Raw genomic sequence first — 25,491 nt, 5'->3', positions numbered from 1 at the left:
TCAGACCTCCTCATCGGCGGGGGTCACGGTGAGACCGGCCGCGCGGCCCCGCGCCGCGACCACGGCGGCGAGCTTCATCCCCGCCTCGTCGACCATCTCGTCGTCCACCCCGATCGCCCCGACCGCGCCACCGGCCGCGGAGGTGGCCGCCGCGTAGCGGGCCATGATCCGCTCCGCCCGGTCGTACGCCGCCTGGTCCGGGGAGAAGACGTCGTTGCCGGCCGCGACCTGGGCCGGGTGCAACACCCACTTGCCGTCATAGCCCAGCGCCGCGGACCGACGGGCGGCCGCGGTGAAGCCCTCCACGTCACGGATCGCGACGTACGGCCCGTCGATCGCCGCGATACCGTGGGCCCGAGCGGCGACCAGGATCGACATCAGCACGTGGTGGTAGGCGTCGGCGAGCTCATAGCCGGCGGGCTGGGCACCGACGTTGAGACTCGGCATGCCCATCGAGGCGGCGAAGTCACCCGGCCCGTAGACCAGCGACTGCATCCGCGGCGAGGCCCCGGCGATCGCCTCGGCGTTGAGCAGGCCACGGGCGTCCTCGATCTGGGCCTCGATCCCGATCCGGCCGACCGGCAGCCCGTGGGTCCGCTCCACCTGGGTCAGCAGCAGGTCGAGGGCGCGGATGTGGTCGGGGCCCTGGACCTTTGGCAGCACCAGCGCGTCGATCCGGTCGCCGGCGCCGCCGACGACCTCGATCACGTCGTTGTACGTCCACTCGGTGGTCCAGTCGTTGACCCGGACGGTGACGGTCGGGGCCGTCCAGTCGCGGTGCAGGTACTCGATCACCCGGCCGCGGGCCTCGGCCTTGGCCGCGGGGGCCACCGCGTCCTCCAGGTCGAGGAAGACCGCGTCGACCCCGATCCCGAGGGCCTTGGTGAGGAAGCGGTCGCTGGAACCGGGCACCGCGAGGACGGTGCGGCGGATGGCAGGGCTGTCGGCGGTTGTCACACCCCAACCCTAGGCCCCGGGCGGAGCAGCACGATACTCTCCCCCACGTGAGCCCCAGCAGCACCTCCATCTTCGTCTCCCGACTGCGCCGGATGCCCGTGATGGACACTGCCGGCGACAAGCTCGGGACGGTCCGCGACGTCGTCGTCCAGGTGCGGTCCGCCGGACGCGCCCCGCGGGCCAAGGGGTTGGTGGTCGAGCTGTTCGCCCAGCACCGTGTCTTCGTCCCGATGGTGCGGGTCCGGACGATCTCCGCCCTCCAGGTGACCATCTCCGGGGTGCTCAATACCCGGCGGTTCGAGCGGCGTGAGTCGGAGATCCTCATCCTGCAGGACCTCTTCGACTCCCAGGTCCGCCGCCGCGACGCGGACCGGCCGTCGTGGGTGTACGACGTGTCGATCCGCCAGGCCCGGTCGCACGACTGGGAGATCGACGAGGTGGCACTGCGCGCCTCCACCGGGCCGTTCGCCCGGCGGACGTACGACACCATCGTCGACTGGAGCGACGTCGACGTCTTCGTCGTCGGGACCGGCCGTTCCACCCGCGAGGTGCTGGCCCGGCTGGAGGACATGAAGGCCGCCGACGTCGCCCGCGAACTGCACGACATGACCCCGCAGCGGCGCGGCGAGATCGCCGCCGCCCTGGACGACGAGTCGCTGGCCGACGCGCTGGAGGAGCTGCCCGAGGACGTCCAGGTCGAGCTGATCCAGGCGCTGGAGGTCGAGCGGGCCGCCGACATCCTGGAGGAGATGAACCCCGACGACGCGGCCGACCTGGTCGCCGAGCTCACCCCCGAGGTGGCCGAGCAGCTGCTCGACCGGATGGAGCCCGAGGACGCCCAGGACGTCCGCCGGCTGATGACGTACGGCGAGTTCACCGCCGGTGGCCTGATGACCCCCGAGCCGGTGATCCTGGCCCCCGACGACACCGTCGCCATCGCGCTGGCACGGGTGCGGGTCGAGGACATCACCCCCGCGCTGGCCGCGATGGTGTACGTCTGCCGGTCGCCGCTGGAGGCCCCCACCGGCCGGTTCCTCGGCGCGGTGCACGTCCAGCGGCTGCTCCGCGAGCCGCCGTCGGTGTACGTGTCGGGGCTGGTCGACACCGACCTCGAGCCGCTGCAGCCGGGCGCCCACATCTCCACCGTCAGCCGGTACTTCGCCACGTACAACCTGGTCTCTGCCCCGGTGGTGAACGAGGACCGCCAGTTGCTCGGCGCGGTCACCGTGGACGACGTGCTGGACGCGATGCTGCCCGACGACTGGCGCAGCGACCAGATGGACGGCCTCGCGCCGAGCGAGGCCCACTGGGCGGCGGAGCGGGTCACCCGCGACCTCGAGCTGCGGCGCTCCCGGCGCCAGGGAAAGGGGCCCACCGATGGCCGATGACCGTCTGAACACGCCCGGACGGCAGTCCCGCTGGCTGCGCAGCTCCGACCAGGACAGCGACGCCTTCGGCCGGTTCGCCGAGACCTTCGCCCGGTGGATGGGCACCCCCGCCTTCCTCGGCTGGATGAGCGTCTTCGTGGTGGTGTGGTGCGCCCTCAACGTGGTGGGCATCTTCGGCCTGCGGTGGGACCCGTACCCGTTCATCCTGCTGAATCTGTTCTTCTCCACCCAGGCCTCGTACTCGGCCCCGCTGATCCTGCTGGCCGAGAACCGGCAGACCGACCGGGACCACGTACGTCTCACCGAGGACCGCAAACAGGCCGCGCAGAGCCGGGCGGACATGGACTTCCTGGCCCGCGAGATCGCTGCCCTGCGCTCCTCGGTCAGCGACATGGCGACCCGCGACTACATCCGCTCGGAGCTGCGCTCCGAGCTGCGTGAGCTGCTCGCCGAGCTGGACGAGGAGCGCACCGGATCGGAGGATCTGACGGCATCCGACCGCGGCTGAGCGAGTTGGCGCCAGCGGTTAGCCTGTGGACCATGCCAGATGTCGTGACGACTCCCCCGGACCACCCGCTGATGCCGGCCGTCGAGGCCTCGCTGTCGCGCGTGATGGACCCCGAGATCAAACGCCCGCTGATGGAACTGGGCATGATCCCCCGGATCGGCATCGACGCCGACAACGTCGTGACGGTCAGCGTCCTGCTGACCGTCCAGTTCTGCCCGCTGCACACCACCATCAGCAAGGACGTCCAGCAGGCCGTCGGCGGCATCCCCGGTGTCAGCGGCGTCAAGGTCGACCTGGGCGTGATGACCGACGAGCAGCGCAAGCAGCTCAACGTGCAGCTCCGCGGCGGGGTGGAGCAGCACGAGATCCCGTTCGCGAAGCCGGGCAACCTCACCCGGGTGCTGCTGATCTCCTCCGGCAAGGGCGGCGTCGGCAAGTCCTCGGTGACGGCGAACCTCGCCCTCGGCCTGTCCCGGGCGGGCAAGAAGGTCGCCATCCTCGACGCCGACATCTACGGGCACTCCATCCCGCCGATGCTCGGCCTCGCCGACGCCCAGCCGACCATGGTCGGGGAGTACATCATGCCGGTCCCCTACGCCGACATGTCGGTGATGTCGATCGGCATGCTCAAGCAGAGCCGCGACCAGGTGATCGCCTGGCGCGGCCCGATCCTGGACCGGGCGCTGCAGCAGATGCTCGCCGACGTCTACTGGGGCGACCTGGACTTCCTCGTCGTCGATCTGCCGCCGGGCACCGGCGACGTGGCCATGTCGCTCGGCGCCAAGGTGCCCAACGCCGAGGTGATCGTCGTGACCACCCCGCAGGCCGCTGCCGCCGAGGTCGCCGAACGTGCCGGCACGATGGCCGACATGCTGCACCAGCGGGTGATCGGCGTGATCGAGAACATGTCCTTCCTCGAGGCCACCTGCCCGCACTGCGGTGAGGTGCACGAGGTCGACGTCTTCGGCACCGGCGGCGGCGAGACCGTGGCCCGGACACTGACCGCCCGCCTCGGCTACGACGTCCCACTGCTGGCCCGGATCCCGCTCGACCTGTCACTGCGCGCCGGCGGCGACGAGGGCACCCCGGTGGTCGGCGCCGAGTCGGCCGGCCCGGCGGCCGCGGTGATCGAGCAGGTGGCCCGCGGGCTGGCCCAGCAGTCCCGCGGTCTGGCGGGCGTCCAGCTGGGGGTCACCCCGACCCGCGGCTGAGTCTCCACGGCCCGTACCTCGACGGTCCCGGGTCGGCCTCGGCCGGCTCGGGGACCGTTCTGGTCCGAGCAGAACGTGGTGTGGCGGGTAACGGGCGCCGCCCCAGGTCGAGTCGGTCCTGACGGATGTGTGACGCCGCTCGCCCCCTTGCGGCTGGGTGCCTCAAGGGGGATGCGGGAGGAGCAACGTCAGGGGTCAGCCTTTCGTCGCATCGATCGGTGCGAGAGCGCGGGTGAGGAACTCGTCCTGCACCGTGCGGGCGATGCGAGACACGGCGGCATCGGGCACCTGAGTCTCGAATCCGTGGAATCCACCGCCCCACACATGAAGGTCGACGCTGACGCCGTGTGCCGACAGCCTGCCCGCGTATTCGAGAGTCTCGTCGCGGAAGGTGTCGACGGAGCCCGTGTCGAGATACGTCCGGGGAAGCCCGGTGAGATCCACGGCTCGTGACGGCGCCGCGTAGGGCGACACCTCGCTCTGCTGTCCGAGGAACGCGGCCCATCCGAACGCGTTCTCGTTCCGGTCCCAGACACCCTCGCCATCGAGCATCCGGCTGCTGTGGGTCTGCATCCGGTCGTCCAGCATCGGCCTGAGCAGGACCTGGTGGGTGAGGGAGGGGAACCCACGATCTCGTGCGAGAAGCGCGATTCCTGCGGCGAGCCCTGCTCCCGCGCTGATGCCCATCACGATGATCCGGTGGGGGTCGATGCTGAGTTCCTGAGCATTCCGGGCGAGCCAGACGAGGCCTGCATAGCAGTCGTCGATGGGTGCGGGATGGGGGTGCTCGGGGGCGAGCCGGTACTCGACGGACACCACAACGGCCGATCCATCGGCCGCATGAGGCACGAGGATGTCGATTCCCGCGTACCGGTCGCCCATCACCATGCCGCCGCCGTGCATGTAGTAGATCGCGGGCAGGGGCAGCGACCCGGCCGACGGCCGAAGAACTGTCAGATGCACGTCCGGGGCGCCGTCGGGTCCCGGGACGTCGAGCTCGTGCACCGTCACGGCACCACCGGCGGTGAGGTCGAGGGTGCTCTCGGCGTCCGCATAGCGCTGACGCTTCCCCGCGAGCGTCTGCGCGGACACCCGCGGCTCGGTTGCCGTGAGGTTCCCGAGCGCGGTGACGAGGTCGGGGTCGAAGGGCGGCCTGCGGGTCGCCGGAGGTGACGTACGAGTCACAATGGGTCTTCTTTCATCAGTCGCGGACGGTGCCGTCAGCGAGATCTGTTACGCGGAGTGGGTGTGCCGGTCTCGACCCGCGAACCACCCGACGATCATCTGCAGCACGGCCACAGCCAGCACGAGCAACACCGGAGCCTGCCAAGCACCGGTCCGCTCCAGCAGGAACCCGGCGAGGATCGGCCCCAGCATCGCCAACGCGTACCCCACGGACTGAGCCATCCCGGAAAGACGGCCCGCGTCGGCGCCGTTCCTCGCCCGTGCCGCGATGAAGGTCAGGCCGACCACCAGGGCGGCTCCGGCGCTCATTCCGGCGAAGACCGCCCACAACGGCACCAGCGCGGGGGCGATGAACAATCCCGTCATGGCCACGATCATGGTCAGGGCGACCCAGGTCGACACCGCTCGCAGATCCGCGCGCCCCCGCATCGCAAAGGGGATCAACAGCCCGGAGACGATCCCCGCCGCTTGGAACAGGAACAGATGCCACCCCCCCGGCGATCGGGCTCTGACCGGTGTGCACCTCCACCGTCGGCAGCCACGTGATCAGCAGGTAGAAGTTCGCCATCTGGGCTCCGAAGAACAGGGCAACCTGCCAGGCGACCGCTGACCGCCACATGGACCCGGCCGAGGGTGTCGCCACCGCACTCGCCTCGGCGTGCTTGTGTCGCAGGCGGGGCGCCCAGACGATCGCGCCGATCAGCGAGAGGACCGCCCCGACGCCCACGGCAGTCCGCCAACCGAACTGCGCGCCGATAGGGAGCGCGAACCCGGACGCCAGGGCCGCGAACCCGCTGAGCACCGCAACGTAGGCACCGGTGGACGCGGCGACACGATTCGGGAAGTCGCGCTTCACGATCGTGGGGAGCAGCACGTTGCCGACAGCGATCGCACTGCCGATGATCGCCGTCCCGACCCACAACCAGCCATCCCAACCGGGCAGAGAACGCAGGACAGTCGCGGCGGTGAGCACGATCAGCGCGAGCAGGACCGCGCGTTCGGTCCCCATCCGTCGAGCGAGGAGATGCACGAGCGGTGACACGATCGCGAACGCGGCGAGCGGGATCGCCCCGAGCAGGCCCAGCAACGATGCACTGTGATGGGTGTCAGCGGCGATGAGACCCATCACCGGACCGACGGACGTGATCGCTGCCCGAAGCGAAGCGGCAACGACGAGCACGGTGACCAAGAGGAAAGCTGCAGACATCGGTCTCGACAGGACTCTGCCCTGATCGTTCACGTCGGTCTTCACTGGCGAGGTGGTGGTCATGGGTGCTCCGAATCTCTCATGATGATCGAGGGCCTGCTCGGCTGGACCTTGATAGTCAACCTGTTGACAGTATGTGCACACACCTCCAGTAAGTCAAGTCATTGACTAATTTTCTCTTCCAGGTGACCGAGCTGAAGACTCGTGAGGCCTGGACCGCCCCGCACCCGACGGTGACCTCGGTCTGTCCGGCGGTGGCCGATCAGCCGCGTGAAAGACGCCGACCGATGGGTAGGGTGGAGCCTGTGGTTGACGAGCAGAAGCCCCTAGGTGTACCCGGCAAGCGCCCGCTGTCTGCAGTGCTGCGTCACGCCGAGATGCTGTTCGTCGCAGAATTCGAGGAGCGCATCGCCACGTCCGACTTCGCGGATCTCTCCCTCGCACACTCGGCCAACGTGCTGCGCTTCCTCCAAGGTGGGCCACAGCGCGCAAGCCAGTTCATCGGCTCCTGTGGAGTCAGCAAACAGGCGGTGAGCCTGCAGATCGCCCAACTCGAGAAGCGCGGCTACATCACATCGGCTCCTGACCCACAGGATCAGCGGGCTCGCATTCTTGCGCTGACGGAACGCGGAGAAGCGGCGCAGGCCGAAGTCCAGCGCATCTATGTGGCGATCGAGAAGACATGGACCAAGTACTTGGGCCCAGAAGATGCGACCGCACTGCGCCGCATCCTGGAAAAGCTCCCCTGACCCGCCAGCCGCTCACAACTAACGTCCTGCACTGTAAATTCAGGTGGCCTCGGCGTCGAACGGCGCGGCGGGGATCGGGATCCCGGCGGCGCTGGCCTCCTCCGGGCTGATCACGCCGTCACCGTCGGTGTCGATGCTGCGTCGCAGGTCGGACGCGGCCTCGTCGAGCTCGGCGGACGCGTCGCGCAGGGTCTTCACCAGGTCGTCGACCCCGTCCAGCCCGCCCTGCTTCATCACGTAGCGGCGCACCGAGCCCTTGGGGTCGGTGATGTCGAAGTCCTCGAAACCGGGCCCCAGTTCGTTGCGGACGGTGACCTGGGCGTCGTTGGCGACCTGGCGGAAGAAACGGACCAGCCGGGCGGTCTTGCGGGCGAGTTCAGGGAGCTTGTCGGGACCCCACAGGATCACCGCCAGGACGACGATGATCGCGATCTCACCTGCACCCAGACCGAACACGCGCCCTAACCTATCCGACCTTGCCTGAAAGGGTCACGAGGGCCTGACGGACGGAACCGTCGCGCAGGTACTCCACCGCGAGCTCCTCGCCGGGTCGGTGCCGACGCACCTGGACGATCAGTCCGGTGCCGTCCTCCACCCGTACCCCACCGAGCCGGGTGACGACGTCCCCGGCCCGCAGCCCGGCGGCCGCGGCCGGTCCGCCGGTGTCCACGGCGCTGAGTCGGACGCCGACCCCGTCGGCGGTCGCCTCGGCCGCGGCACCGAAGACCGGATACGAGACCTTGCCCTCGGTGGTGAGTGCCTCGATGATCGGCAGTGCCTCGTCCAGCGGGATGGCGAACCCCAGGCCCACGCTCCCGCTGCGCGCCGGCGCACCGGCGGCGGTGAGGATGGCCGAGTTGATGCCGACCACCCGTCCGCCGGCGTCATAGAGCGGGCCGCCGGAGTTGCCCGGGTTGATCGGGGCGTCGGTCTGGATGGCGTTGATGTATGCCGTCGGCGCGTTGGCGGTGTCGCTGTGGCCGGTGACCTGCATCGGCCGGTCCAGCGCCGAGACGATGCCGGCGGTGATCGTCCCCTGCAGCCCGTACGGAGCGCCGACGGTGACCACCGGGCGGCCGACGCCGAGCCCGGCGGAGGTGCCCAGGCGCGCCGGCGCGACCGCATCGCCGAACCCGGAGAGATCCACCCCCAGGACGGCGAGGTCGTACGCACGGCTGGCGCCGAGGAGGGTCGCCGTCGTCCGCCGACCGTCGCCGATGGTGACCTCGATCCGACCGCCGGGATCGGCCGTGGCGATGACGTGGTTGTTCGTCACCACCCGCCCGCCGGGCAGCACGATCCCGGAGCCGCTCCCCTCCCCACCCGAGCCGGTGGCCCGGATCGCCACCGTGGCCCGCAGCGCCGCGGGGGCGATGGCCGCGACGTCGAGGGTCGTCGGGCCCGGGCTGGTGTCCTGGACGAGGGCCCGGTCGCTCGTCGTGCCGGTCGAGGGACCCGGCACACCGGGCAGGGCGGAGACCCGTCCGGTCGGCGCCGCGGTCGCAGGAGCGGAGGCCGAGGCCACCGGTGTCGGCGCCGCGCCGAGCCGGGCCCCGGCGTATCCGGCCGGCCCGCCGACGGCCACCGCGATCACCGCGGCGAGGACAAGGGTCCCGGCACGGGTGCCACCCCGCCCGCCACCGTGCGTCTCGCCACCATGAACACCGTCACCGCGCGTGGCGTCACCGGCGGTGACAGCACTGATGTCGGCGTGGCGTGGATCACGGGCCGGATCGGTGGCCGGCTCGAGGGGCGGGACACCGCCACCGGCCTCGGACGGGGTCACGGTCCCGGGTCAGAACAGGTCGACGGCCCGGAGCTTGTCGACGTACGCGTCGACGACGTCGTCGGCCGGGAGCAGCTGGGGGGCCCGCAGGTCGCCCGCGGGACGACCCTGGCGGGCGAGGGTCGCCTTGACCATGCTGCAGCCCTGGGCGGCGAACACCCCGGTGAAGACGGGCAGGGCGCGCTGGTTGAGCGCCAGCGCGGTGGCGGCGTCGCCGGCCACCCAGGCATCGATGATCTGCCGAGCGAGCAGACCGGTGAAGTGGGTGGAGGTCCCGACCAGGCCCACGCCACCGACCGACAGCAACGGGAGGGTGATCGCGTCGTCACCGGCGTAGTAGGCCAGGTCGGTGGCGGCGATGACCTTCGCCGACTCGACGATCTGACCCTTGGCGTCCTTCACCGCCACGATGCGCGGGTGCTCGGCGAGCGCGAGCATCGTCTCGGTCTGCACCGGGATGCCGGCCCGGCTCGGGATGTCGTAGACGATCACCGGCAGGTCGGTGGCGTCGGCCGCAGCCCGGAAATGGGCCAGCAGCCCCTCCTGCGGGGGACGGGAGTAGTACGGGGTGACGACGAGCAGACCGTCGGCGCCGGCACCGGCCGCCTGCCGGGCCAGCTCGCAGGTGTGCCGGGTGGAATTGGTGCCGACCCCGGCGACGATGTGCGCCCGGTCCCCGACCTCGTCGACGACAGCCGCGACCAGGGCCGCCTTCTCCTCGTCGGAGGTCGTCGGAGCCTCCCCGGTGGTGCCGTTGATGACCAGACCGTCGTGGCGCAGATCGTCCACCAGATGGGCGGCGAGCGCCCGGGCGGTCGCCAGGTCCAGCTCACCCTTCTCATCGAACGGCGTCACCATGGCGGTCAGCAGCCGGCCGAAGGGCGGCTCCGTGGCAGTGTGCGTGGGGTCGGTCATGGCGCGATTCTATGACCACCGGCGGGGAAAGAGGTGCCGGCGCTCACACCGCCCGCCCGGACCGGTGCGTCACCGGGGCGCGCGTCCCCCTTCCGCGCCGCCACTCATTGGTTAGGCTGACCCCGTGACCACTCGCAAGACCACCCAGAAGGCTGCCGCCGCGGGTCCGACGGCCAAGAAGGCCGCCGCCGGCGGCGCCCGGAAGACCGCGAGCTCGGACCGGATGCACGACATCTTCTCCCCCACGACACCGGACACCCCGCCGGTGGTCGAACCGGCACCGCCCGCCGCCGCGTCCACCGGGCCGTCGCCGGACGCGCCGCGCCCGGCCCCCGATGAGAGGACCTGGGCGTACGCCGAGCGCTATCGCCATGAACGCCACGAGGCGGGGCGGGCCCGGGAGGCCGCCGAGCGGATGGGCGCCGAGCCGATCACCCACGGGGTCGCGACCACCCTGACGTTCCTCGCCCGCTCGATCCACGCCCGCTCGGTGGTGGAGATCGGCTCCGGCACCGGGGTGTCCGGACTGGCGCTGTTCGCCGGCATGGTGCCCGAGGGCGTGCTGACCAGCATCGACGCGGACAGCGAGGTGCAGCGGGTCGCCCGCGAGGTGTTCCGCGAGGCCGGCGTGCCGTCGAACCGCTTCCGGCTGATCGCCGGGGACGCCCTGACCGTGATGCCGAAGCTCTCCGACGCCGCGTACGACCTGGTGTTCGTCGACGGCGACATGCTCGACTGCGGTGAGTACATCGAGCAGGCCCAGCGGCTGCTGCGCCCCGACGGCGTCCTGGTCCTCAACAACGCCCTCTGGCACAACCTCGTGGCCGACCCCGACAACGAGGACAACGAGACGATCGTCATCCGCGAGGCCCTCGAGGGCGTCGCCGCGATGGAGGACGCCTGGGTCCCGGCCCTGCTGCCGGTCGGCAACGGCCTGCTGGTGGCCTCCCGCCGGGCCTCCTGACCCCGACCCGGTGGCCTCGCCGGGCCTCCTGACCCCGCCACGACATGCGAAGGCCCCACCCGTGCGGGTGGGGCCTTCGCATGTCCCGAGTGTCGGATCTCCCGAGTGTCGTACGGCGGTGGTCAGACCGCCTTGACCACGAAGTCCTTCGGCACGACGGTGATCCCGCCGGCGGACACGGTGAAGCCGCGCGCCCGGTCGGCCTCGTGGTCGACACCGACCTCGGCGCCGCGCTCGATGATGACGTTCTTGTCCAGGATCGCCCGGCGGACGACGGCGTTGCGGCCGACCTGGGCGTTGTCCATCAGGATCGACTGCTCGACCTTGGCCCACTTGTCGACCCTGACCTTCGGCGACAGGACGGAGGAGTCGACGTCGCCGCCGGAGATGATGCAGCCGGCCGACACGATGGAGTCCTCGGCGGTGCCGCGCAGGGTGAACTTGGCGCCCGGCAGCTGACGCTGGAAGCTGAAGATCGGCCAGTCGTCGTTGTAGAGGTTGAAGTTCGGCTTCACCGCGACCAGGTCCATGTGCGCGTCGAAGAACGCGTCGATGGTGCCCACGTCACGCCAGTAGTTGCGGTCCTCCTCGGTGGCACCGGGCACCGCATTGTCGGTGAAGTCGTAGACCTGCGCCTCGCCCCGGGAGACGAACGCCGGGATGATGTCCCCGCCCATGTCGTGGCGGGCGTTCTCGTCGGCCGCGTCCGCCTCGAGCGCGGCCACCAGGGCGTCCTTGTCGAAGATGTAGTTGCCCATCGAGGCGTACGACTCGTCGGGGCTGTCCGGCAGGCCGGGCGGATCGGCCGGCTTCTCCAGGAACTGGTGGATCTTGTTGTCCGCCCCGGCATCGATGATGCCGAACGCGCTCGCCTCCGCCCGGGGGACGCGGATGCCTGCCACGGTCGCCCCGAGCCCCGAGTCGATGTGCGCGTCGAGCATCTGACGGATGTCCATCCGATAGATGTTGTCCGCGCCGAAGACCACGACGTAGTCCGGCTTGGCGTCCTTGATCAGGTTCATCGACTGGTAGATGGCGTCCGCGCTGCCCTGGTACCAGTGCGGTCCGAGCCGCTGCTGGGCCGGCACCGGGGTGATGAAGTTGCCGAGCATCTGGGACATCCGCCAGGTCAAGGTGATGTGACGGTCCAGCGAGTGCGACTTGTACTGGGTCAGCACCGCGACCTGGAGCAGGCCCGAGTTGACCATGTTCGACAGCACGAAGTCGATCAGTCGCAACGTCCCCCCGAAGGGGACGGCCGGCTTGGCACGGTCAAGGGTGAGGGGCATCAGTCGTTTGCCCTCACCACCGGCAAGGACGATGGACAGGACCTTGGGGCGGGACGTCATGCCCCGAACCTATGGCCCCGACAGGCCGCGGACAAGCGGTTTGCCGAGACTGTCAGGGAAGTATCACCCCCGCAGAACTCCGGGCCAGCATTGTGCGAGCATCCTTCCATGAGCCTGAGTGTTTCGGTCCTGACCCGGGAGTATCCGCCGACCATCTACGGGGGCGCGGGCGTCCACGTCCAACAGCTCGTCCCGCAGCTGCGCAAGTTCATCGACGTCGACGTCCAGTGCATGGGAGCGCCCCGGGAGGGTGCCACCGCGCACGCCGAGGACTACCCCGCCGGGGCCAACGCCGCCCTGCGGGTCTTCGGCGCCGATCTGTCGATGGTCGCCGCGCTGCCGGACGGGCTGGACCTGGTGCACTCGCACACCTGGTACGCGAACCTGGCCGGCCACCTGGGCGGCATCTTCCGCGAGATCCCCCACGTCGTCTCCGCCCACTCCCTCGAGCCGGACCGCCCGTGGAAGAAGGAACAGCTCGGCGGCGGCTACAACCTGTCGTCCTGGGCCGAGCGCACCGCCTACAACGGCGCCGCCGCGGTGATCGCCGTGTCGAACGGCATGCGGACGTCGATCCTCGAGGCCTACCCCGAGCTGGACCCCGAGAAGGTCCATGTGGTGCTCAACGGCATCGACCCCGAAGAGTTCACCCCCGACCCGAACACCGACGTCGTCGAGGGGCTCGGCATCGACCTGTCCCGCCCGTACGTGGCCTTCGTCGGCCGGATCACCCGGCAGAAGGGGCTCGTGCACCTGGTCCGGGCGGCGGAGCAGCTCGATCCGGGCACCCAGCTGCTGCTGCTCGCCGGCGCCCCGGACACCCCGGAGATCGCCGCGGAGTTCAACGAGGCCTTCGGCCACCTCAAGGAGTCCCGCGGCGGCGGGGTGACCTGGGTGCAGGAGATGCTGCCGCGCCCGAGCGTACGCCAGGTGCTGGCGCACGCCACCGTGTTCGCCTGCCCGTCGATCTACGAGCCGCTGGGCATCGTGAACCTCGAGGCGATGGCCTCCGAGACGGCCGTGGTGGCCAGTGCCGTCGGCGGCATCCCGGAGGTCGTCGAGGACGGCCGGACCGGCCTGCTGGTGCCGTACGATCCGGCGAAGGCGGACGACCCCGCGTACGTGAAGAACTTCGAGACCGAGTTCGCGGCGAAGCTCAACGAGCTGGTGCGGGACCCCGCCCGCGCCGAGGCGATGGGCAAGGCCGGCCGCCAGCGGGCGGTGGACGTCTTCTCCTGGGAGAAGATCGCCCGCGAGACGGTCGACGTCTATCACAGGGCCGTCGACTACTACGCCGCCCACCCCGAGCTGCGCGCCGTCCGGGCCTGACCGCGACGCCGGCCGCCAGCGCAGCAGGCCGCAGCGACCGACCGGGTGCGCAGCAGAGGCAGTACAGCGGCCGGGTATGCAGCAACCGGCAGAACCAGCGGCCGGGTATGCGCCAGCACGCAGCACAGCAACCGGCAGAACCAGCAGGCATGACGAAGGGGCCCCGGGTCGACGACCCGGGGCCCCTTCAGGCCCTTCGGAGAGAAGGGTCGGGTGGCTCCGACCGGACCGTCGGGGCCGCCGCGAAAACGATCAGCCGACGACCGCGGTGAGTGCTCCGGCGAGCTCCGAGGCCTCAGCGGGGTTCATCTCGACGACCAGCCGGCCGCCGCCCTCCAGCGGGACCCGCATGACGATCCCCCGGCCTTCCTTGGTGACCTCCATGGGGCCGTCGCCGGTCCGGGGCTTCATAGCTGCCATCGTCCATCCTCACCTCGTTGGAACGTACAAACCACATCCATTATCCCGCATCGGGCAAGACCGGGGCGTCGGGGTCAGGCCCCGGGGTGTCGCCGGGGAGGTCGCCGGGCCCGGACAGGTCGTCGTCCTCGGGGTGCCCGGGGCCCTCGCGGACCGGCGGATCGTCGAGGACGGGCGGCTCCGGCATCTCCCCGAAGGCACCCCGGGCGAGCGGCACGGTCAGCGCCAGCACGACCGCGGCGAGGCCGACCAGCAGCCACGGCACCATCGCGCTCACCCCAGCCACGCGGCGAGCGCGGCCCGTACGCTGCGGACCGACGCCAGCGCGCAGTACTCGTCGTCCTGGTGAGCCTTGAGGGCGTCACCCGGGCCGAAGTTCACCGCCGGGACGCCCCGGGCGGAGAACCGTGCGACGTCGGTCCAGCCGTACTTCGGCGCCGGCTCGGAGCCGACCGCGCGCAGGAAGTCCCGGGCGATCGGCAGGTCCAGCCCCGGCCGGGCCGCCGGCGCCAGGTCGGTCACCACGATCTCGTGACCAGCGAAGTAGTCGCGGACGAACCGCTCGGCGTCCTGCGGCGTCCGGTCCGGGGCGAACCGGAAGTTGATCTCGACGGTGCAGCGGTCCGGGATGACGTTGCCGGCGACCCCGCCGGCGATCCGCACCGCGTTCAGCCCCTCGATGTACTCCAGGCCGTCCACCACCACGGTCCGGGGCACGTACGCCGCCAGCCGCGCCAGCACCTCACCGGCCCGGTGGATCGCGTTGACCCCGCGCCAGGCGCGGGCCGAGTGGGCGGCCACACCGGTCAGGGTGACGGTGAACCGCATCGTCCCCTGGCAGCCGCCCTCGACCCGGGCCCCGGAAGGTTCGCCGAGCACGGCAAAGTCGCCCGCCATCAGGTCGGGCCGTTCCCGCTCGACGGTGTTGAGCCCGTTACGCGACGCCTCGACCTCCTCATTGTCGTAGAAGATCCAGGTCACGTCGCGCGACGGGCGGGTGAGCTCGGCGGCCAGGGACAGCGCCACCGCCACACCGGCCTTCATGTCGCAGGTGCCGCGGCCGTACATCCGCTCCTCGCCGTCGACCGTACGGATCCGGGACGGCAGATTGTCCGCCACCGGCACGGTGTCCAGGTGACCGGCGACGATCACCCGCTCGGGCCGGCCCAGCCGGGTGCGGGCGATGACGTTGTTGCCCAGCCGCACCACCTCGAGGTGGGAGCAACCGCGCAGTGCGGCCTCCACCTGGTCGGCGAGGCGCGCCTCGTTCCCGCTCACCGACTCGATGTCCACGATCGAGCCGAGCAGGTCGATGACGTCCGCGCGCAGGTCCAGGGCCATGGCTGCACCCTACCCGGGGTGGCGCCGGGCGAGAGCGCGCCGGACGAGCGGCGGAGCGGCCCCGGGTTCCCTGCGACGCGGCCCTGTCAGGGCTGGGTGAGCAGCCCTGACAGGGCGGCGCGAGGGGTGCCCGGGCGAGGGACGGCGACGACGGTGGGACCGGTCCGGAGGCCTGCACGGTGCCGGGGGGATTGGGCCGGACTCGGTAGAGTCGGGCCCATGACTGACACCGTACGTACGGCCCACGGGTGGGGTCTGGCCACCGTCCACGCCTCCGGTCAGGTCCTGGACACCTGGTATCCCGCACCGGCGCTCGGCGAGCCCGACGGCTCGGCCGCGCCGGAGTCGGTGACGGCGGGCCTGGTGACGGACGAGGCACGCCGGGTGCGCACCGAGGCGGTGCTCACCGTGATCGACCTGGACGCGCCGCCGGCCGACACCGCCGACGCCTACCTGCGCCTGCACCTGCTCAGTCACACCCTGGTCCGGCCCAACACGCTCAACCTGGACGGTGTCTTCGGCGTGCTGCCGAACGTCGTGTGGTCCTCGGCCGGCCCGTGTGCCGTCGACGACTTCGAGACCACCCGGGCGCGGCTGCGGGCTCGGGAGGGTCACGTCACGGTGTTCTCGGTCGACAAGTTCCCGCGGATGATCGACTATGTCGTCCCGCGTGGCGTACGCCTCGCCGATGCCGACCGGGCCCGGCTCGGTGCCCATCTGGCCGAGGGCACCACCGTCATGCACGAGGGCTTCGTGAACTTCAACGCCGGCACGCTGGGCCATTCGATGGTGGAGGGGCGCATCTCCCAGGGTGTTGTCGTCGACGACGGCTCCGACATCGGCGGCGGCGCGTCCATCATGGGCACCCTGTCGGGCGGCGGCAAGGAACGCGTCGTCATCGGCAAGGGCTGCCTGCTCGGCGCCAACTCCGGGATCGGCATCTCGCTGGGTGACAACTGCGTGGTCGAGGCCGGCCTGTACGTCACCGCCGGCACCAAGGTCCAGCTTCCCGACGGCCGCACCACCAAGGCGGCCGAGCTGTCCGGTCAGGACGGCCTGCTCTTCATCCGCAACTCGCTCACCGGCGCCGTGCAGGTGCGGTCCCGGGAGGGCCGCACCGTGGAGCTGAACGCCGCGCTGCACGCGAATTGATGCCCGCTCCCGGTCACTCCTCCGACCCGGACCGGACGACCCCGACCGGTCGCCCGGGCACCGTTCCTCCGCCGACGCCGCCGCTACCACCCGGTCCCGGCGAGCCGTCGGGTGAGCCGGCCTGGGGTGAGCCGGCCGGCGGCCATCGGTCGCCCGACGACCTGCCCGAGCCGCCCCACCGGGCCCGCCGACGCCGGGCCCGTGCCCGGCGGGCCGGCTGTGGGTGCGGTCTGGCCGCGGGCATCGTGGCGCTGCTGGCGGCGGTCGCGCTGGTCGGCGGCATCGTCTGGCTGCGGTCGAACGAGTACATCCAGCCCACGCCGTTCGAGCCCCGCTGCCGCTTCGACGCCGCCGGCAACTCGACCGTGCTGGACCTGGAGCAGGCCCACTACGCCGGGATCATCGTCGGTCGGGCCGTGGCGAAGGGGCTGCCGCCCCGGGCCGGGTCGATCGCCATGGCGACGGCCTACCAGGAGTCGGGGATCCGCAATCTGGACTACGGCGACCGGGACTCCGTCGGCCTGTTCCAACAGCGCCCCTCCCAGGGCTGGGGGACCCAGGCGCAGATCCTCGACCCGTACTACGCCACCGATGCGTTCTACGCGGCACTGGTCAAGGTCAACGGCTGGGAGACGGCCGACATCACCACGGTGGCGCAGGCCGTGCAGAAGTCGGGCCACCCGGAGGCCTACCGCAAGCACGAGCAGAACGCCCGGGTGATCGCCAGCGTGCTCTCGGGCCAGACGACCGCCGGCGTGACGTGTGGCTTCTCGACCCCGTCGGCGGCCGACCCCACCGGGCTCGCCACCTCGATGCGCAAAGCCCTCGGCGTCACCGCGAAGGTGAGCCAGGACGGCAGCACGCTCACCGCGACTGCCGGCTCCGCGGACCTGGCCTGGGCGATCGGTGCCCACGCGGTGGTGAACGCGAGCTCCACCGGGGTCAGCTCGGTCCAGGTGGGTGATCAGGAGTGGCGCTGGGCGGCAGGTCAGCTGCCGGCCTGGACCACAGTGACATCCGCGGGTGCTCGTACGGTCACCGTGACGTTCCGCACCCCCACGGCGTCCGGGTCGGCGACCCCCGGCGCCTAGCCCACCGGCAGAGTCGACGCCAGCAGACGGCTCGGGGCCGGGGCCGACACAGCGGGCGCCGGGTCGGCGGCAGCGGGCCCCGATAGTCGGCAGCAGAGCGACTCGGGGCCGGCAACACGAGTGGCCGCAGGCGGCTCAGACCAGGTCGGCCAGCCGCCGGGCGGCCGCGGCGATCCGCTCGTCGGTGGCGGTCAGGGCGATCCGGACGTGGCGGGTCCCGGCGCTGCCGTAGAAGTCACCCGGGGCGGCGAGGATGCCCACCGCCGCCAGCCGCGCCAATGTCGTGCGGCAGTCCTCGTCGCGCGTCGCCCACAGGTAGAGCGATCCCTCCGAGTGGTCGATCCGGAAGCCGGCGGCCGCCAGGGCCGGCCGCAGCACCTCACGGCGGGCGAGGTAGCGCCCGCGCTGGGCGGCGACGTGCGCATGGTCGGCCAGCAGGACCGTCATCGCGGCCTGCACCGGGCCGGGCATGATCATCCCGGTGTGCTTGCGCAGCGCCAGCAGGTCCTGGACGATCCCCGCGTCACCGGCGACGAACCCGGCCCGGTAGCCGGCCAGGTTGGACCGCTTGGACAGCGAGTGGCAGGCGAGCAACCCGGTGTGGTCCTCGCCGCAGATCTGCGGGTGCAGGACCGACCGGGGCTCGGCGTCCCAGCCGAACTCGCCGTAGCACTCGTCCGAGGCCAGCACGGCCCCGGACGCACGCGCGTACGCCACCCAGTCGCGCATCGCCGCCGCGTCGAGGATCTCCCCGGTCGGGTTCGCCGGGGAGTTGATCCAGATCAGCGCGGGACGTACGTCCCCGAGGGTGGCTCGCAGGGAGTCGAGATCGGCCGCCGGGACGACCCGGGCGCCGACGAGCAGGGCGCCGACGGCGTACGTCGGGTAGGCGACGGCGGGCACGACCACGACATCGTCGGGCCCCAGACCCAGCTGGGTCGGCAGCCAGGCGACCAGTTCCTTGGTGCCGATCACCGGCAGGACACCCTCCCGGCCGAGGCCGACGGCCCCCCACCGGGTGGTCATGTGCTCGACGATGGCGTCGCGCAGCGCCGGGGTGCCCATCGTGGTCGGATAACCGTGGGCGTCGGCCGCCTCGGCCAGCGCCCGCCGGGCCAGCTCCGGTGTGGGATCCACCGGGGTGCCGACCGAGAGGTCGCAGATCCCGTCGGGGTGGGCCTCGGCGGTCGCCCGGGCACCCGCGATGGTGTCCCACGGGAAGTCGGGCAGGAGGTCGGCCACCCGGCGGCGGCCCGCCGGTGCCTCCGGCGTCGACGTGCTCGCGGGGCTCGGTCGGGAGGTCATCACAGCTCGGTCCTCAGGCTCGGGGCGCACGCCGGGGCACGCCGGTGACGGGGCGGCGCACCGCGGTGAGCGTCCCGGATGGGCCGGCCCGGGGGGTTCCCCGGGCGGCGGTAGGCCCGATCATACGACCGGAGCGCCCGGCGACCGGGTGAGGCTCCCGGGGCGCGACCCCGGGCGTACGCCCCCGAAGGGATGCGCCGGCAGGGGGCGCACCCCGGGGGCGGGTGATCAGTCCTGGTTCTGCGGCGGCAGCGCGGAGACCGCCGGATGGTCCTTCTTCAGCGGGCCGAGCTTGGCGGCGCCGCCGGGCATCCCGAGGCCATCGAAGAAGTGGACGTTGACGTCGTAGTAGTCCTTCCACTCCTCGGGCAGGTCGTCCTCGTAGAAGATGGCCTCGACCGGGCAGACGGGCTCGCAGGCGCCGCAGTCCACGCACTCCTCGGGGTGGATGTACAGCATGCGGTCGCCCTCGTAGATGCAATCGACCGGACACTCGTCGACGCAGGCACGGTCCTTCACGTCGACACAAGGCTGCGCAATGATGTACGTCACAATGAGCTCCTCTATTCGGCGTACCCGGGGGCACGACCAGTTCGGGTGGTCCTGGGCAGGAGTCCAGGGCCGTCATGCTGAGATTAGTATCCCGCGACGAGGAAGAACGAGATGAGTGTGTCATGAGCGACCTGCCCCTGCCGGGCCAACGCATCGCACTGCGCTGGCGTGACCAGGACGGACCACGTGAGCTGATCGGCTACGTCTGTGGGATGGGTCCCGACGGGCTGGCGATGCTCGACCGTACGCTGGCCCCACGTCTGCTCGCCTGGGACACCCTGGAGTCCTGGCGCGGCGTGCCGCAGGTCCCGCGGGGCCGCGACCCGCTGGCCGCCGACCGGGCCCTGCTGGACCGGATGGCGACCGACCACCGCCTGGTGGACGACCGCACGCCGGATCACGACCCGATGGACCACAACCCGGCGAACCACGGCCCGGCGGAGGACAACCCGGCGGATCACCGTCCGGCCGGCGTACCCCGGCCCGAGGCCGACGCCGATCGCACACCGGGCGCCGACGCGGTCTGTCAGGTGGCCCGGCTGTGCGATCTGCTCGGCCCGGCGATCCCGGAGCAGGGCCCGGAGGCGTACGACACGGGCGGGGACACCGCTGCCTGCGCGCTCGGCACCGCGTCCGGGCGGGCGGTGGTGGTCGGTGAGTGGGCCACCGTCCGGCTGACCGACGGTGACCGGGCCGACGAGGTCGTCACCGCGCTGGCCCGATGGGCCGCCTACCGGGACGCTCGCAATGTCCAGCTGCGCGGCACCGACCGGGTGCTGGCGGGCTTCACGGTGCTGCCGCTCAGGCGCACCTGATCTCGTCGCCGGCGGAGTACTTCCAGGTGTAGTTCTGCCGCTTCACCTCGACGCCGTTCCTGATGAAGGCGCGGTAGTAGCTGGCGGTGAACCCCTGGAAGGACGGCTGCGGCACGCAGTCGGCCCCGGTCAGGGTCCTGCTGCCCGGCGTGACGAAGTTCGACTTCACCGGGTCCGGCGTGACCACCCTGTCGTACGGGGAGGCGCCCCACAGCTTGACGGTCAGCGAGCCCTGGCTCCCGGGGGTGGAGGCCACCCGGTTGGCCTCGATCACCACGGCGTGGTCGGTGTCGTTCCTGAACCGCAGGTCGAGCGAGCCGTAGTAGACGGTGGCCTCACGGCCGGGCGGATAGCGGTCGAACCAGAGGGTGTGCGGGTGATGCTCGACGTCCTCCAGGCCCGCGGCGAATGCGGCGTTGAAGATCGTCGTGGCGCTCTGCGAGACGCCGCCGCCGACCTCCTTGACCTCACGGGTGCCCTGGATGACCCAGCCGTCGGCGAAGCCGGAGGCCGCGTCCCGACGCCCCACCACGTCGTTGAGGGAGAAGGTCTCCCCCGGCAGCAGGACGTAGCCGTTGATCCTGCTGGCGACCAGCCCGAGGTTGGTGTTGCGGTAGTCGGCATGCGGGAAGTACGTGGTGAACTGCCCGATCACGCCCGCGACGTCGGCCTTCTGGGCGTCGGCGGTGGTGAACGAGGCCGGCACCGCGGTGATCGCGACGGAGACCTTGCGCTCGTCACCCTGCTTGGTGAGAGCCGGCTCGATCGCCGTCACCAACGCATCGCGGGGGATCCCCCGGCCGTCCTTGGACGGGACGATCGTCGGCTTGCCACTGCCCAGCTGCCAAGTGGCGTCCTGCCCCTCCTGGATGCCCTTGAGCTGCTTGATCGCCGGCTTCGCGGCGGTCTCCAGCCGCTTGGCGTCGATCCGCGGGACGAGGGTGCCGTCCGTGACGTCGAAGCCGGTGGACGCGGCGATCATCGCCGGGGTGACCTTGAAGCTGCCGGCGTCGCCGGCGTTGACCGTCACCGGCCCGGACACCGCCGGGTCGGCCCAGTCCTTGCGGACCTGCTCGGCCTTGGCGGTGGTGACCTCGGCCTCGACCGGCCGGGTGTCGAGAGCCGCGGTGTCCTGGGTCGGGAAGGCGCTCCGGAGGGCACGCTCGACCGCTGCCGGGTCGATCGTACGGCCCGGCACGCTGGCCTCGATCTGCACCTGCGCCTTGTCGTCGTAGGACAGGCTCGCGTTGCGCGGATCGAGCCGGCCGTCGTCGGCGACCTGCGCATTCGTCCGGTCCATCGCCGTACGGTCCACGCTGATCACCGGCGCGGTCCGCCCGCCGCCGATGAGCACCTTCCAGATGTGTGCGGGCGCCCAGCTGCGCCCCGCACCGGTCGCGGTGACCGAGGCCGCGTAGTCGACCGTCAGCCCGGCGTCGGCCGGGCTGACCGGGATCCTGAAGTCTCCGGCGGTGAGGGTGACCGGCGCGGTGGCCCGGGGGCCGAGGGCCGCCTCCAGCGTCCGGGCGGCCTGCTCGCGGCTCTGTCCCCCGATCGCCACCCCGGCGACCGACGCCGAGCGCGGGACGGTGTCACCGGCCGCCGCGTACGCCGCGACGTACGTCCCACCGGCAAGGACGACCGCCCCTCCGGCGACGATGGCGGCGATGCGCACTCGACGGGTGGTGGTCGGGGGGTTGGTCATGCGGGGCGGATCCTCTCGGGCGGGTCAGGGCCCGGCCATCGTAAGCACCTGTGTCGTCGTCTCCTGTCGTCGGGAGACCCACGACCCAGGTTGTGACCCAGTCGCAACGAAAGCCTGCGACTCCCGGCACCCAACGGCACGATGCGCCCGCGAGGTGAGTATGCCCGCCGAGGGCCCGTGGCTGCCGGGTGGGCCCATGGCTGCCGGGTGGGCCCGTGGCTGCCGCGCTCCGTCTCAGCCCGGGCCTCGCAGTCTCAGGGCCGGCGCAGCCTCAGCCCAGGCCGGCGAAGACGTCGTCGGCCCAGCCGCCCGCGGGTAGCGGCACGCCACCGGCGAACCGGTAGTGCTCCCGCCCCCAGAACTCGCGGGCGAGGTCCTCGGGCAGGCTGAGGAAGCCCTGGTCCGTGCGCAGCTGGCTGCGGTAGGCGCGCAGGGCGGCGAGCTTCGCGCCGGCGTGGTCGCGGGCGTCGACCTCGACGGCGATCTCCTCGTCGCGGCTGAGCATCGGGGAGGAGGGGTCGGTCGGGATGCCGTCCAGCACGTCCGCCAGGCCGCGCTCGTCCAGGGTGGCCAGCCCGTGGGCGACCTGTGAGCTGCTCATCGCGGTCCACAGCACCCGCCGGACCTGCCAGGGCTCACCGAGCTCGGGCCGGTAGCTGGGCACGGCGGCGAGGGCGATGGCGTACGTGGCGACCCGGTGCGCCTTGACGTGGTCGGGATGGCCGTAGCCGCCGAACTGGTCGTAGGTGATCACCACCTGCGGGCGGCGGTTCCGCAGCAGCGTCACCAGTTCGTCGGCGGCCACCAGCAGGTCGGCCGCGTGGAACGATCGCGCGTCGGTGGTGTCGGCGACGGTCGCCGTGCCATCGGGGGCCCAGGCCATCCCGGAGTCCCGGAACCGGTGGTCGCCGCCGAGCCGGACGGCGTCCGTCACCCCCAGCTCGGCCGCCGCGGCGGTGAGCTCGGTGAGCCGGTGCCCGCCCAGCTCGTCGGCCCCGGCCTCGGTCAGGTGGGTCAGGTCGTCGGCGACGATCTCCCCCTCCTCCCCGAGGGTGCAGGTGACCAGGGTCACCGCCACGCCCTCGGCGGCGTACTTCGCCATCGTCGCGCCCGTCATCAACGTCTCGTCGTCGGGATGGGCGTGGACGAGCATCAGTCTGCGGTCGGTCTGTGTCGCGTCGGTCACCCGGCCAGCCTAGGTCCATCGGCCCGACGGGTGGACGGATCCGGGCCCTCAGCGCGGCGACGCAGCCGGACGGCGGAGTCGCCGAGGGCACCCGGCGCGGGGTCCGCGCGGGTGCCCTCCGGGATGCCGGCGGTCAGGCTCGTACTGGCGGCGCTGCTCCGGGGTCCGCGCGGGTGCCCCCGGTACCGGGCGGTCAGGCCTCGACGAGCCGGCGGGCGAAGTGACAGGCACTCAGGTGCTCACCCACCCCGTCGGGGTGCAGGGCGAGCGCCGGCACCTCGGTGCTGCACCGCTCGAGGAACTCTGGGTGGGCCTTCACCAGTGGGCAGCGGGTGTGGAACCGGCAGCCGGCCGGCGGATCGGCCGGGGAGGGCACGTCGCCGGTGAGCAGGATCGGCTGCTTGGTCTCCCGGGCCGCCGGGTCGGGCACCGGGACCGCCGACAGCAGTGCCTGGGTGTACGGGTGGGTCGGATTCTCGTAGATCTCGTGCTCGTCGCCCAGCTCGACGATCGTGCCGAGGTACATCACCGCCACCCGGTCGGAGATGTGGCGCACCACCGACAGGTCGTGCGCGATGAACACGTACGCCAGCCCCAGCTCGCGCTGCAGATCCTGGAGCAGGTTGACCACCTGTGCCTGGACCGACACGTCGAGGGCCGAGACCGGCTCGTCGCAGACGATCACCTTGGGGTTGACCGCCAGCCCCCGGGCGATGCCGATGCGCGGGCGCTGGCCGCCGGAGAACTGGTGGGGGTAGCGGTTGATGTGCTCCGGGTTGAGCCCGACCAGGTCGAGCAGCTCCTGCACCCGCCGGCGCCGGTCACCCCTGGGCACGACGTCGGGGTGGATCTCCAGCGGCTCGCCGATGATGTCACCGACGGTCATCCGCGGGTTCAGCGAGGTGTACGGGTCCTGGAAGATGATCTGGATGTCGCGGCGGGCCCGGCGGAGCTTGTCGGAGGACAGCGAGAACATGTCCCGGCCCTCGAACCACACCTTCCCCGCCGTCGGGGGCTCGAGCTGGACCAGGAGACGGCCGAGGGTGGACTTGCCGCACCCGGACTCCCCCACCACGCCGAGCGTCTCGCCGGGGAACAGCTCGAACGAGACACCGTCGACGGCCTTGACCGCACCGACCCGGCGCCGGGTGACGCCCTTGCGGATCGGGTAGTACTTCTCCAGGCCCTCGGCCCGCAGGATCGGTTCGGCGCTCATCGGACAGCCTCCTCGCCGTTGTCGTGGGTCTCGAGCAGACGCTGGCCCAGGCCCGTGTCGGGCTCCAGGCGGCCCAGGCCCGTGTCGGCCTCGAGCCGGTGCCGACCGAGGAGCTCGTCGTAGTGGTGGCAGGCGACCCGGCGGCCGGGGGCGACCTCCAGCAGCGCCGGGGGCTCGCCGGTCCGGCAGATGTCGGTGGCGAAGCGGCACCGGGGGTGGAACGGGCAGCCGGCCGGGATCCGGGTGAGGTTCGGCGGCAGGCCGCCGATGGCGTTGAGCCGTTCGCCCTGCTGGTCGAGGCGCGGGATCGACTCCAGCAGCCCGAGCGTGTACGGGTGGGCCGGATCGCGGTAGAGGTCGAAGACGTCGGCCTTCTCGACCAGCCGGCCGGCGTACATCACGGCGATCCGATCGGCCACGTCGGCGACCACGCCGAGGTCGTGGGTGATCAGGATCAGGCCCATGTGCGACTCGGACTGCAGCTCCTTGAGCAGGTCCATGATCTGGGCCTGGACGGTGACGTCGAGCGCGGTCGTGGGCTCGTCGGCGATCAGCACGTGCGGGTCCAGGGCGATCGCCATGGCGATCATGATCCGCTGGCGCATCCCGCCGGAGAACTGGTGCGGGTAGTTGTTCACCCGCTCGCGGGCCGCCGGGATCCGGACCCGCTCCATCAGCCGGATCGCCTGCTCCTCGGCGTCACGACGGTTCATCCCGCGGTGCACCCGGAACATCTCGGCGATCTGCCAGCCGACGGTGAAGACGGGGTTGAGCGAGCTCAGCGCGTCCTGGAAGATCATCGAGATCTCGGCGCCCCGTACGGTCTGCATCACCCGCTCGTCGACGGTGAGCAGATCGGTGCCGCAGTACGTCACCGAGCCGCCGGTGACGAACGCCGGCGGGGTGTCCAGGATGCCCATCACCGCCTGGGCGGTGACGGACTTGCCGGAGCCGGACTCACCGAGGATCGCCAGCGTCTCGTCCTGGTGCAGGTCGAAGCTGACGCCATTGATGGCCCGGGCGATGCCGTCGCGGGTGCGGAACTCCACGTGCAGGTCGTCGACCTGCAGCAGCGTACGGTCCACCGGCGTCCAGGTCCGGACGAAGCGCTGGCGCCGGCGGGAGGCACGGGTCGCGAGCGTCGGGGCGGCTGGGGGGTT

At 71.6% G+C, this 25,491-nt stretch carries 25 protein-coding genes and 1 pseudogene; 9 read left to right on the top strand and 17 right to left on the bottom strand.

What is annotated here, in order from left to right:
- Window positions 1-957: a CoA ester lyase gene (locus VB059_RS08380; RefSeq protein WP_323421561.1), complete on the bottom strand. Its 957-nt coding sequence runs from the start codon at window positions 955-957 to the stop codon at window positions 1-3.
- Between the two features lie 47 nt (window positions 958-1,004).
- Here VB059_RS08380 and VB059_RS08375 point away from each other — a divergent pair, with 47 nt between their 5' ends.
- From VB059_RS08375 to VB059_RS08365, 3 genes are read left to right on the top strand one after another with little or no spacing between them, the layout of a single operon-like run.
- Entirely contained in the window at window positions 1,005-2,345 is a 1,341-nt protein-coding gene (locus VB059_RS08375) for a magnesium transporter MgtE N-terminal domain-containing protein (RefSeq protein WP_323421560.1), read from the top strand.
- Window positions 2,335-2,853 carry a DUF1003 domain-containing protein gene (locus tag VB059_RS08370; protein WP_323421559.1) on the top strand — a complete coding sequence of 173 codons (519 nt, stop codon included), beginning with the start codon at window positions 2,335-2,337 and terminating at the stop codon, window positions 2,851-2,853. The genes VB059_RS08375 and VB059_RS08370 overlap by 11 nt, the downstream gene beginning before the upstream one ends.
- A gap of 32 nt (window positions 2,854-2,885) precedes the next feature.
- Window positions 2,886-4,064: a P-loop NTPase gene (locus VB059_RS08365; protein ID WP_323421558.1), complete on the top strand. Its 1,179-nt coding sequence runs from the start codon at window positions 2,886-2,888 to the stop codon at window positions 4,062-4,064.
- Window positions 4,065-4,259: 195 nt separating this feature from the next.
- Here the strand turns inward: VB059_RS08365 and VB059_RS08360 are convergent, their stop codons facing one another.
- The 3 genes and pseudogenes from VB059_RS08360 to VB059_RS14550 form a co-directional block, all read right to left on the bottom strand.
- Window positions 4,260-5,156, bottom strand: coding sequence for an alpha/beta hydrolase (locus VB059_RS08360; RefSeq protein ID WP_323421557.1), 897 nt, complete (start codon window positions 5,154-5,156; stop codon window positions 4,260-4,262).
- Between the two features lie 141 nt (window positions 5,157-5,297).
- A complete protein-coding gene (locus VB059_RS08355) occupies window positions 5,298-5,615 on the bottom strand; it encodes a hypothetical protein (RefSeq protein ID WP_323421556.1) in 318 nt (105 codons plus the stop codon).
- A gap of 139 nt (window positions 5,616-5,754) precedes the next feature.
- Window positions 5,755-6,456 (bottom strand): annotated as a pseudogene (locus VB059_RS14550) (MFS transporter); the annotation flags it as partial.
- 185 nt (window positions 6,457-6,641) lie between these two features.
- Between VB059_RS14550 and VB059_RS08350 the strand changes: the two are divergent.
- A complete protein-coding gene (locus VB059_RS08350) occupies window positions 6,642-7,205 on the top strand; it encodes a MarR family winged helix-turn-helix transcriptional regulator (RefSeq protein ID WP_323421555.1) in 564 nt (187 codons plus the stop codon).
- Window positions 7,206-7,244: 39 nt separating this feature from the next.
- On the opposite strand, the gene VB059_RS08345 is transcribed toward VB059_RS08350, so the two are convergent.
- From VB059_RS08345 to dapA, 3 genes are read right to left on the bottom strand one after another with little or no spacing between them, the layout of a single operon-like run.
- Window positions 7,245-7,661 (bottom strand): Sec-independent protein translocase subunit TatB, encoded by a 417-nt coding sequence (locus tag VB059_RS08345; RefSeq protein ID WP_323421554.1) that lies wholly within the window; start codon window positions 7,659-7,661, stop codon window positions 7,245-7,247.
- A 10-nt stretch (window positions 7,662-7,671) separates the two neighbouring features.
- Window positions 7,672-8,991: a S1C family serine protease gene (locus VB059_RS08340; RefSeq protein WP_323421553.1), complete on the bottom strand. Its 1,320-nt coding sequence runs from the start codon at window positions 8,989-8,991 to the stop codon at window positions 7,672-7,674.
- Between the two features lie 9 nt (window positions 8,992-9,000).
- Entirely contained in the window at window positions 9,001-9,906 is a 906-nt protein-coding gene (gene dapA / locus VB059_RS08335; RefSeq protein ID WP_323421552.1) for a 4-hydroxy-tetrahydrodipicolinate synthase, read from the bottom strand.
- Between the two features lie 265 nt (window positions 9,907-10,171).
- On the opposite strand from dapA, the gene VB059_RS08330 reads away from it, so the two are divergent.
- Window positions 10,172-10,870, top strand: a complete 699-nt coding sequence (locus VB059_RS08330) for an O-methyltransferase (RefSeq protein WP_416339530.1) — start codon at window positions 10,172-10,174, stop codon at window positions 10,868-10,870.
- A gap of 122 nt (window positions 10,871-10,992) precedes the next feature.
- On the opposite strand, the gene glgC is transcribed toward VB059_RS08330, so the two are convergent.
- Window positions 10,993-12,219 (bottom strand): glucose-1-phosphate adenylyltransferase, encoded by a 1,227-nt coding sequence (glgC, locus tag VB059_RS08325; RefSeq protein ID WP_323421550.1) that lies wholly within the window; start codon window positions 12,217-12,219, stop codon window positions 10,993-10,995.
- Window positions 12,220-12,333: 114 nt separating this feature from the next.
- Here glgC and glgA point away from each other — a divergent pair, with 114 nt between their 5' ends.
- Window positions 12,334-13,548 (top strand): glycogen synthase, encoded by a 1,215-nt coding sequence (glgA, locus tag VB059_RS08320; protein ID WP_323421604.1) that lies wholly within the window; start codon window positions 12,334-12,336, stop codon window positions 13,546-13,548.
- Window positions 13,549-13,800: 252 nt separating this feature from the next.
- Here the strand turns inward: glgA and VB059_RS08315 are convergent, their stop codons facing one another.
- From VB059_RS08315 to dapE, 3 genes are read right to left on the bottom strand one after another with little or no spacing between them, the layout of a single operon-like run.
- Window positions 13,801-13,968 carry a DUF3117 domain-containing protein gene (locus tag VB059_RS08315; RefSeq protein WP_153572689.1) on the bottom strand — a complete coding sequence of 56 codons (168 nt, stop codon included), beginning with the start codon at window positions 13,966-13,968 and terminating at the stop codon, window positions 13,801-13,803.
- Between the two features lie 40 nt (window positions 13,969-14,008).
- Window positions 14,009-14,245, bottom strand: a complete 237-nt coding sequence (locus VB059_RS08310) for a hypothetical protein (protein WP_323421549.1) — start codon at window positions 14,243-14,245, stop codon at window positions 14,009-14,011.
- Complete coding sequence (gene dapE, locus VB059_RS08305) at window positions 14,242-15,309, bottom strand: succinyl-diaminopimelate desuccinylase (RefSeq protein ID WP_323421548.1); 1,068 nt, start codon at window positions 15,307-15,309, stop codon at window positions 14,242-14,244. The genes VB059_RS08310 and dapE overlap by 4 nt, the downstream gene beginning before the upstream one ends.
- 219 nt (window positions 15,310-15,528) lie before the next feature.
- On the opposite strand from dapE, the gene dapD reads away from it, so the two are divergent.
- Together dapD and VB059_RS08295 are read left to right on the top strand one after the other, a co-directional pair.
- Complete coding sequence (gene dapD / locus VB059_RS08300; RefSeq protein WP_323421547.1) at window positions 15,529-16,461, top strand: 2,3,4,5-tetrahydropyridine-2,6-dicarboxylate N-succinyltransferase; 933 nt, start codon at window positions 15,529-15,531, stop codon at window positions 16,459-16,461.
- Window positions 16,461-17,552: a hypothetical protein gene (locus VB059_RS08295; protein WP_323421546.1), complete on the top strand. Its 1,092-nt coding sequence runs from the start codon at window positions 16,461-16,463 to the stop codon at window positions 17,550-17,552. Before dapD ends, VB059_RS08295 begins: the two co-directional genes overlap by 1 nt.
- Window positions 17,553-17,687: 135 nt before the next feature.
- On the opposite strand, the gene dapC is transcribed toward VB059_RS08295, so the two are convergent.
- Together dapC and fdxA are read right to left on the bottom strand one after the other, a co-directional pair.
- Window positions 17,688-18,857, bottom strand: a complete 1,170-nt coding sequence (gene dapC, locus VB059_RS08290) for a succinyldiaminopimelate transaminase (protein ID WP_323421545.1) — start codon at window positions 18,855-18,857, stop codon at window positions 17,688-17,690.
- Between the two features lie 228 nt (window positions 18,858-19,085).
- Window positions 19,086-19,409 carry a ferredoxin gene (gene fdxA, locus VB059_RS08285; RefSeq protein WP_323421544.1) on the bottom strand — a complete coding sequence of 108 codons (324 nt, stop codon included), beginning with the start codon at window positions 19,407-19,409 and terminating at the stop codon, window positions 19,086-19,088.
- A 122-nt stretch (window positions 19,410-19,531) separates the two neighbouring features.
- On the opposite strand from fdxA, the gene VB059_RS08280 reads away from it, so the two are divergent.
- Window positions 19,532-20,224, top strand: a complete 693-nt coding sequence (locus tag VB059_RS08280; RefSeq protein ID WP_323421543.1) for a hypothetical protein — start codon at window positions 19,532-19,534, stop codon at window positions 20,222-20,224.
- Here the strand turns inward: VB059_RS08280 and VB059_RS08275 are convergent.
- From VB059_RS08275 to VB059_RS08260, 4 genes are all read right to left on the bottom strand, one after another.
- On the bottom strand, window positions 20,211-21,929 hold the full coding sequence (locus tag VB059_RS08275) for a VanW family protein (RefSeq protein WP_323421542.1): 1,719 nt from the start codon (window positions 21,927-21,929) through the stop codon (window positions 20,211-20,213). The two genes, VB059_RS08280 and VB059_RS08275, sit on opposite strands and share 14 nt — an antisense overlap.
- Window positions 21,930-22,200: 271 nt before the next feature.
- Complete coding sequence (mshB, locus tag VB059_RS08270; RefSeq protein ID WP_323421541.1) at window positions 22,201-23,115, bottom strand: N-acetyl-1-D-myo-inositol-2-amino-2-deoxy-alpha-D-glucopyranoside deacetylase; 915 nt, start codon at window positions 23,113-23,115, stop codon at window positions 22,201-22,203.
- Between the two features lie 193 nt (window positions 23,116-23,308).
- Window positions 23,309-24,331 (bottom strand): dipeptide ABC transporter ATP-binding protein, encoded by a 1,023-nt coding sequence (locus VB059_RS08265; protein ID WP_323421540.1) that lies wholly within the window; start codon window positions 24,329-24,331, stop codon window positions 23,309-23,311.
- Window positions 24,328-25,380, bottom strand: coding sequence for an ABC transporter ATP-binding protein (locus tag VB059_RS08260; protein ID WP_323421603.1), 1,053 nt, complete (start codon window positions 25,378-25,380; stop codon window positions 24,328-24,330). Before VB059_RS08260 ends, VB059_RS08265 begins: the two co-directional genes overlap by 4 nt.
- Between the last annotated feature and the right edge of the window lie 111 nt (window positions 25,381-25,491).

This window comes from Raineyella sp., from assembly GCF_034933565.1.
GTDB lineage: Bacteria > Actinomycetota > Actinomycetes > Propionibacteriales > Propionibacteriaceae > Raineyella.
This window is presented reverse-complemented; position numbering and strand designations above follow the sequence as displayed.

What these genes read in the sequence shown, in the direction of transcription:
- VB059_RS08295 (WP_323421546.1), top strand. Translation starts at nt 16,461, where the DNA reads ATGCCCGCTCCCGGTCACTCCTCCGACCCGGACCGGACGACCCCGACC.
- VB059_RS08355 (WP_323421556.1), bottom strand. Translation starts at nt 5,615, where the DNA reads ATGACGGGATTGTTCATCGCCCCCGCGCTGGTGCCGTTGTGGGCGGTC.
- dapA (WP_323421552.1), bottom strand. Translation starts at nt 9,906, where the DNA reads ATGACCGACCCCACGCACACTGCCACGGAGCCGCCCTTCGGCCGGCTG.
- glgC (WP_323421550.1), bottom strand. Translation starts at nt 12,219, where the DNA reads ATGACGTCCCGCCCCAAGGTCCTGTCCATCGTCCTTGCCGGTGGTGAG.
- VB059_RS08265 (WP_323421540.1), bottom strand. Translation starts at nt 24,331, where the DNA reads ATGAGCGCCGAACCGATCCTGCGGGCCGAGGGCCTGGAGAAGTACTAC.
- VB059_RS08280 (WP_323421543.1), top strand. Translation starts at nt 19,532, where the DNA reads ATGAGCGACCTGCCCCTGCCGGGCCAACGCATCGCACTGCGCTGGCGT.
- VB059_RS08365 (WP_323421558.1), top strand. Translation starts at nt 2,886, where the DNA reads ATGCCAGATGTCGTGACGACTCCCCCGGACCACCCGCTGATGCCGGCC.
- VB059_RS08275 (WP_323421542.1), bottom strand. Translation starts at nt 21,929, where the DNA reads ATGACCAACCCCCCGACCACCACCCGTCGAGTGCGCATCGCCGCCATC.
- VB059_RS08315 (WP_153572689.1), bottom strand. Translation starts at nt 13,968, where the DNA reads ATGGCAGCTATGAAGCCCCGGACCGGCGACGGCCCCATGGAGGTCACC.
- dapE (WP_323421548.1), bottom strand. Translation starts at nt 15,309, where the DNA reads ATGGCCCTGGACCTGCGCGCGGACGTCATCGACCTGCTCGGCTCGATC.
- dapD (WP_323421547.1), top strand. Translation starts at nt 15,529, where the DNA reads ATGACTGACACCGTACGTACGGCCCACGGGTGGGGTCTGGCCACCGTC.
- dapC (WP_323421545.1), bottom strand. Translation starts at nt 18,857, where the DNA reads ATGACCTCCCGACCGAGCCCCGCGAGCACGTCGACGCCGGAGGCACCG.
- VB059_RS08370 (WP_323421559.1), top strand. Translation starts at nt 2,335, where the DNA reads ATGGCCGATGACCGTCTGAACACGCCCGGACGGCAGTCCCGCTGGCTG.